Annotated in this window: 5 protein-coding genes and 1 pseudogene; 2 read left to right on the top strand and 4 right to left on the bottom strand. The window is 73.3% G+C overall.

What is annotated here, in order from left to right; translation table 11 throughout:
• Positions 1–85 precede the first annotated feature (85 nt).
• The gene (locus tag E1193_RS29175) at positions 86–2,317 is read right to left on the bottom strand and encodes an MMPL family transporter (protein WP_132186382.1); all 2,232 of its coding nucleotides are present in this window, start codon (positions 2,315–2,317) and stop codon (positions 86–88) included.
• Positions 2,318–2,391: 74 nt separating this feature from the next.
• Between E1193_RS29175 and E1193_RS29170 the strand changes: the two genes are divergently transcribed.
• On the top strand, positions 2,392–3,030 hold the full coding sequence (locus E1193_RS29170; protein ID WP_165945856.1) for a TetR family transcriptional regulator: 639 nt from the start codon (positions 2,392–2,394) through the stop codon (positions 3,028–3,030).
• Between the two features lie 38 nt (positions 3,031–3,068).
• Here E1193_RS29170 and E1193_RS29165 read toward each other — a convergent pair whose 3' ends face one another.
• The 3 genes from E1193_RS29165 to E1193_RS29155 form a co-directional block, all read right to left on the bottom strand.
• The gene (locus tag E1193_RS29165; protein ID WP_132186380.1) at positions 3,069–3,500 is read right to left on the bottom strand and encodes a hypothetical protein; all 432 of its coding nucleotides are present in this window, start codon (positions 3,498–3,500) and stop codon (positions 3,069–3,071) included.
• 166 nt (positions 3,501–3,666) lie between these two features.
• The gene (locus tag E1193_RS29160; RefSeq protein ID WP_132186379.1) at positions 3,667–4,872 is read right to left on the bottom strand and encodes a cation:proton antiporter; all 1,206 of its coding nucleotides are present in this window, start codon (positions 4,870–4,872) and stop codon (positions 3,667–3,669) included.
• Between the two features lie 7 nt (positions 4,873–4,879).
• Positions 4,880–5,380 (bottom strand): TrkA C-terminal domain-containing protein, encoded by a 501-nt coding sequence (locus tag E1193_RS29155; RefSeq protein ID WP_132186378.1) that lies wholly within the window; start codon positions 5,378–5,380, stop codon positions 4,880–4,882.
• Between the two features lie 29 nt (positions 5,381–5,409).
• On the opposite strand from E1193_RS29155, the pseudogene E1193_RS29150 reads away from it, so the two are divergent.
• Positions 5,410–6,380 (top strand): annotated as a pseudogene (locus E1193_RS29150) (hypothetical protein); the annotation flags it as partial.

Genomic DNA, 6,380 nt, shown 5'->3' with positions numbered 1-6,380 from the left:
GTGGGGGTCCGGGCCGGTGTGCCTTTCGGGGTCGGCGTGGCGTTCGGGGGTACGGGCCGGGACGCGGTGCCCGGCCGGTGTGCGCTCAGGTCAGGTCGGGCGGGCGGCGCCGGCGCGTCGGGGAGGTAGCCGGCCACCAGGCGCGGTGGCCGAGCATCGCGAGTGCGGCCGGCGCCAGGATCACCCGGATCACGGTCGCGTCCACCAACACCGCCGTGGCCAGCCCGATACCGATCATCTTGACCAGCGTGTCGTCGATGGCGGCGAAACTGAGGAAGACCACCGCCATGATGGTCGCTGCCGCCGTGATCACCCGGCCGGTCCCGGCCAGTCCGGCGACTATCGCCCGCCGGGGGTCGCCGGTCCGCCGGTACTCCTCCTGGACAGCGGAGAGCAGGAAAACCTCGTAGTCCATGGAGAGTCCGAAGAGGATCGCGAACAGCAGCATCGGGACCACCGACATGATCGGCACCGGCCGGTCCACCCCGAGCAGGGACAACCCCCAGCCCCACTGGAAGACCGCGACCAGAACGCCGTACGCGGCGCCGATGGAGAGCAGCGCCATCAGCGCGGCCTTGAGCGCGATCAGCGGTGCCCGGAACATCGCCACCAGGAGCAGGCCGGCGGCCAGCACCACGCCGAGGACCACCCAGGGCAGCCGGCGGGCCACCGCGTCTGCCATGTCGATCATGTACGCGGTGGTGCCGCCGACCGCGACCCGCGCGTCGCCGGGGGCGAGCGCCGCCGGCCCGACGGTGCGCCGGATCCGGTGCACCAGGTCGGTCACCTGCTGGTCCTGCGGGGCGTGCCGGGGCACCACGGTGAGCAACGCCAGGGTGCCGTCGGGGCTGCGTACCGGCGGGGTGACCAGGGTGACTTCCGGGTCGGCGGTGAGTGCCCCGGCCAGCCGGGTCAGTGCGCCGTCGGTGGGGTGCCGGACCGCCAGCACGAGCGGGGCGTTCCAGCCCGGCCCCAGTTCCCGCCGCACGGTGTCGTACGCCTGTCGTTGCGGCCACCGTTCCGGCTGGTTGCCGTCGTCGGGGGTGCCGAGCCGCAGGGTGAGCAGCGGCGCGGTCAGCCCCAGCAGGACGGCCAGCGCACCCATCCCGTACCCGATCCGGTGCCGGTCCAGGTGCCGACCCCACCGTGCCCACCAGCCCGCCGGCCCCGGGTCCGCCGTTCGGTCCCGTCCCCAGGTGTCGCTGTCGGTCCGGGGCAGCCGGTCCGGCCCGGACCCGGATGGTCCGGCCGGCACGACCGGAGTCGGGGCCGGTGCGCGGGACGCCGGTCGGGCGGGCAGCGGGAGGCGCCAGCGGTTGACGTGCGGGCCGAGCAGGCCGAGAAGTGCGGGGAGGAGGGTCAGGGCGGCGAGCATCATCGCGGCTACGGTCAGCGCGGCGGCGACGCCCATCGCGCCGACGAACGGGATGCCGGTGAAGAGCAGCCCGAGGATGGCCACCACGACGGTCGCCCCGGCGAAGAGGACGGCGTGCCCGGCGGTGGCGACCGCCCGGCCGGCGGCGGGGACGGTGGGCAGCCCGTCGGCGAGGGCGGTGCGGAACCGGGTGACGACGAAGAGCGCGTAGTCGATGCCGGCGCCGAGCCCCAGCATCACCGCGACGATCGGCGCGGCGCTGGGGATCTCGGTCACCGCGGCGGCGACGAGCATCAGGCCGGTGCCCGCCACCAGCCCGGCGAGGGCGATCAGGATCGGCAGGCCGGCGGCGACCGCCGAGCCGAAGGCCACGAGCAGCACCAGCAGGGCCACGACGAGGCCGACCGCCTCGGCCGGCCCGGTCTTCGGCTCGAACGCCAGGTCGACGACGAGGCCCCGGAAGGTGACCTGCACGCCGTGTGCCCGCGCCGGTCCGGCCGCCGCGTCGAGCCGGTGGTACGCCTCCGGCCCGAGGTCACCGAGTTCCCGGTCGTACCGGACGGTGCCGATGGCGGTGCGGCCGTCGGGGCTGACCACTCCCTGGCCGGCGAGCGGGTCCTCGACGGCGCTGACCCCCGGCTGGGCGCGGATCGCGGCTGTCATCGCCGTGATCGCGGCCCGCTGGTCAGGTGCCCGCAGGTCGCGGTCGGGGCTGTGCCAGACCACCTCGGCGCTGGCCGAGCCGTACTCGGGGAAGGCGTTCCGGGCGAGATCGGCGGCCTGCTGCGACTCGGCGCCGGGGATGCGGAAGTCGTTGACGAAGCCGCCGCCGACGGTCTGACCGGCGGTGATCAGGGCGACCGCACCGACCAGCCAGAGGGCCAGTGTGCGCCAGGGGTGGGCGGCGGTGGTCCGGCCCAGGCGATCCAGAAGGCTTTCCATGTTGCGAGAAAACCACACTGGCTGCAAAATTGCAATGAGTGCAGCGATGGTGGTGGGTGTCGTATCGTGTCGGGGTGACGACCGGACCGGGGCTGCGGGAACGCAAGAAGGAACGGACCCGCCAGGCGTTGGTCAACAGTGCGCTCGGGCTCTTCGCGGAACGGGGGTACGAGGCGACCACCATTGCCGACATCGCGGCCGGCGCCGACGTCTCCACCCGGACCTTCTTCAGCTACTTCCCCAGCAAGGAGGAGATCCTCTTCGCCGACACCGAGGAGCGGCTGGCCCTGGCCCTCGCCGTCATCGACCAGCGGGGCCCGCAGGACGAGCCGGTGGACGTGCTGGTTCGGGCGACGACCACGATCTTCGACCGGAGCGAGCGGTTCGCGCAGGTCCTCGGCCGGGCCGCCCCGATACGGCTGCGGATGCTCTTCACCGTGCCGGCCGTGCAGGGGATGGCGCTGCGGCGACTGCTCTCCGCCCAGCAGCGGCTCGCGGCCCGCCTCCAGACGGCCTTTCCCGACCGGCTGGACCGGGTCGAGGCGGCGGCGGTGGTGGGAGCGCTGGTCGGCGCCTTGGTCAACACCATGCTCACGCTGGTGGAGTCGCCCGAGCAGGCCGACGAGCTGGTGGCCGGCGGCGATGTGGAACCCGTCCTCGCGCACCTGCGCCGTGCCGTCGACGTCGCCGTACGCGGCATCGCCGCCGGTTGACCCCCATCTGCGACGAGGCTCGGGAGTGGGTACGGCGGTCAGCCGATCCGGCGGTTCTCCCGCACCAGGCCGCCCTCGCACCAGTCGGGGTAGTCGAAGAGGCCCGGCCGGTCGAGCAGCATCCGGCTGTTGTGCGCCCAGTTGCGCATCAGCTCGTCGCCCTCGCGTTCGGCCTGCTCCACCAGCTTGCGAAAGCGGCGCCTGGGGTGGGCGCGGAAGTTCGTCCGGATGCCGTCTGCCGCGTAGATGTAGAGGCAGTGCAGGGCGAACCGGCGGGCCGGGCAGTACGGGTCCATGGCCAGCTCGAAGAGCGTGAGCGCCAGGTGGTCGCCGGCGACGAGCAGGTCCCAGTCCGGCGGCATCGACGCCAGGGGCACCGAGTCGGGTTGGTAGGCCCAGGCCCGCAACTCCGCCGGCGACGGGTCGACGGGGTTGGCGAAGCCGTGGAACGTCGAATCCTGGGCGTTCACCGGCAACCTTCCGCTCGCGCCCGCGGGGCGCACCGGCCAGCCGCGGAGCCTCTGGCTTGCTGGGGCGAAACGGTAGTCGTAGGTGCTGCACGGCGGAAGGGGTTCGGCCGAAACCAGTTGGGCAACGACCGGCGGGGTCAGCCGTACGGGTGACCCCACCGGTCGATCATTCCGGTACGACCACCGGCTCCGGACGGCGGACCATCGACCGGCGGCGCAGCCAGGCTTTGAACCACGCCATGTCGGGCAGCCGCGCCAGCATTGGCCCGGTCACCACCGTGATCAGCACGTACGCCGTGGCGAGTGCCGCCAGTTGGGGCTCGACGGTGCCGGCGGCGACGGCCAGCCCGGCGATGACGATGGAGAACTCCCCGCGCGGCGTCAGCGCGAAGCCGGCCCGCCAGCGTCCGGGCTCGGCGATGCCGGCCCGGCGAGCCGCCAGGTAGCCGGTGAGCAGCTTCGTCCCCATGGTGACCACGGCCAGGGCCAGCGCCGGCAGCAGCACCGGCGGCATGTCCCGGGGATCGGTGACCAGGCCGAAGAAGACGAAGAAGACCGCCGCGAAGAGGTCCCGCAACGGGGTGAGCAACTCGGTGGCGTGGTGCGCCACCGGCCCGGAGAGCGCGATGCCGACCAGGAACGCGCCGACCGCGGCGGAGACCTGGAGCTTGGCGGCGACCCCGGCGACCAGCAGGGTCAGCCCGAGCACGCCGAGCAGCAGCGCCTCGGCGTCCTTGGCCGACATCGCGGTCGAGATGAGGTTGCCGTAACGGATGGCGGCGACCAGCACGACGACCACGGTGAACACCGCGACGCCGAGTGCGATGCCACCCTTGACCAGCCCGACCCCAGCCAGCAGCGCGGTGACCAGCGGCAGGTAGAGCGCCATCGCCAGGTCCTCGATGACCAGCACCGACAGGATCACCGGGGTCTCCCGGTTACCCACGCGGCCGAGGTCGTTGAGCACCTTGGCGATCACGCCCGAGGACGAGATCCAGGTGATTCCGCCGAGCACCACGGCAGCCACCCAGCCCCAGCCGAGCAGCAGCGCGAAGCCGAAGCCGGGCAGGGCGTTGAGCAGGGCGTCGATCAACCCGGCGGGGGCTGCCGCGCGGAGGTTGCCGACCAGTTCGTTGGCGCTGTACTCCAGGCCGAGCATGACCAGCAGCAGGATGACGCCGATCTCTGCGCCGACGGCGAAGAACTCCTCGCTGGCGTTGAGTTCCAGGAGGCCGCCGTGCCCGAAGGCCAACCCGGCGAGCAGGTAGAGCGGGATGGGCGAGACGCCCACGCGGCGGCTGAGCCGCCCGAGCAGGCCGAGCAGGAAGAGGAGCGCGCCGACCTCGATCAGCAGTGTCGTGGTTTCGTGCATCCGCGACTCAGCCGTCCGGGTCGGTGTCGGCGAGGATGGCGGTCACGCCGTCGAGCCCCTGCCGGGTGCCGACCACGACCACCACGTCGCCGGCGGCGAAGCGGAAGGTGGGATCGGGCGAGACGTTCACCTCGCCCTGCCGCAGCACGGCGACGATCGAGGCGCTGGTGCGGGTACGGGCCTTGGTGTCGCCGAGCCGCTTGTTGACGTACTTCGACCCGGCCGGGATGGCGATCTGCTCGGTGAGCAGCCCGGCCGCCTGCTCGCGCAGGCCGGAGAGCTGGCCGAGCATCAGCGACGCGCCGAGGATGTCGGCGAGCGCCTCCGCCTCGTCGTCGGTCAGCGGTACGTCGTGCTGGCAGGAATCGGGATCGTCCGGGTCGTAGAGGACGAGGTCACGGCGGCCATTGCGGTGGGAGACCACGCCGAGGCGGCGGCCGGACTCCGTCATCAGATCGTGACGTACGCCGATTCCCGGTAGGGCAGTCTGTTCGACACGTACTCGCACCCGGGCAAGGCTACCCGCACAGGAGGCCCATGATCGGTCGTAGGAACCGGAGCCCGATCGCGTTGCTGTTGGTGCCGGCGCTGGCGGCCTGCTCGGCCGTCGGGGACATCCGGCGGGACCCACCGGCCCGGGTGTCCGCGTCGGCCACACCGTCGCCGTCGGTCACCCCCGCCGAGGTACGCCGGTTCCGGGTCGCCGTCCCCGACCGGTACGACGAGCCGTACGTCGAGTTCAGCGACGCGGACCGGGGCTGGGCGCTCTACGCCAGCTGTGACGGTCGGCCTCCGGACCGGAACTGCCCGGCGCTGCTCTTCACCACGGCCGACGGCGGCCGGTCCTGGCGGGAGGTGCGGCACCCCCGTCCGGTGGCGAACAACCAGCAGCTCTACAGCGTTCCGGGTCTGGTGGTCCTGTTGGCCGAGCCGCACGGCTTCTACGCCTCGACCGACGGCGGCGCCGGCTTCACCCGTGCCGACGAGGCGATGGTGACGGAAGCGTCCGCCCGGGGCCGGTACCGGATCGTCGAGCGCACCGGCGAGGTCGGCGAGTGGGACGGCCGGCGGCTGCGCCCACTGCCCACACAGCCCGACCTGCCCGGGATCGCCACCGTCGACGGCGCCGGTCAGCTGGTGGTGGTCGCCGGCCAGGTGGACGGCAGGCCGTACGCGGCGGTCTCGTCGGACCGGGGCCGGAGCTGGCGGTCGACCCCGGTGCCCGCGGTGGACGCCGAGGTGGGTGTGGTGCGGGCGCTCGTCGACGCGGACGGCGCGGCGTGGCTGGTCGGCGAGCGGCCGGACCGGACGAGCTGGCCGGCGCTGTGGCGGTGGCGGCGGGGGTGGGAGCCGGTCCGGGTCGACGACCCTCCGGCGCAGGCGACATCGGTCACGCCGATCGGTGGTGGCCTGTTGGCGGTGACCAGCTCCCGCGGGGTGGGCGTGGTGGGCGGCGAGGCCGGGTACGTCGACCCGGCATGGCCGCTGGGCCCGGGGCACCACCTGTG

The sequence above is a fragment of the Micromonospora sp. KC606 genome, assembly GCF_004348675.1.
Classification (GTDB): Bacteria; Actinomycetota; Actinomycetes; order Mycobacteriales; family Micromonosporaceae; genus Micromonospora.
The sequence above is the reverse complement of the archived record's forward strand: the minus strand, read 5'-3'. Positions and strand labels throughout refer to the sequence as shown.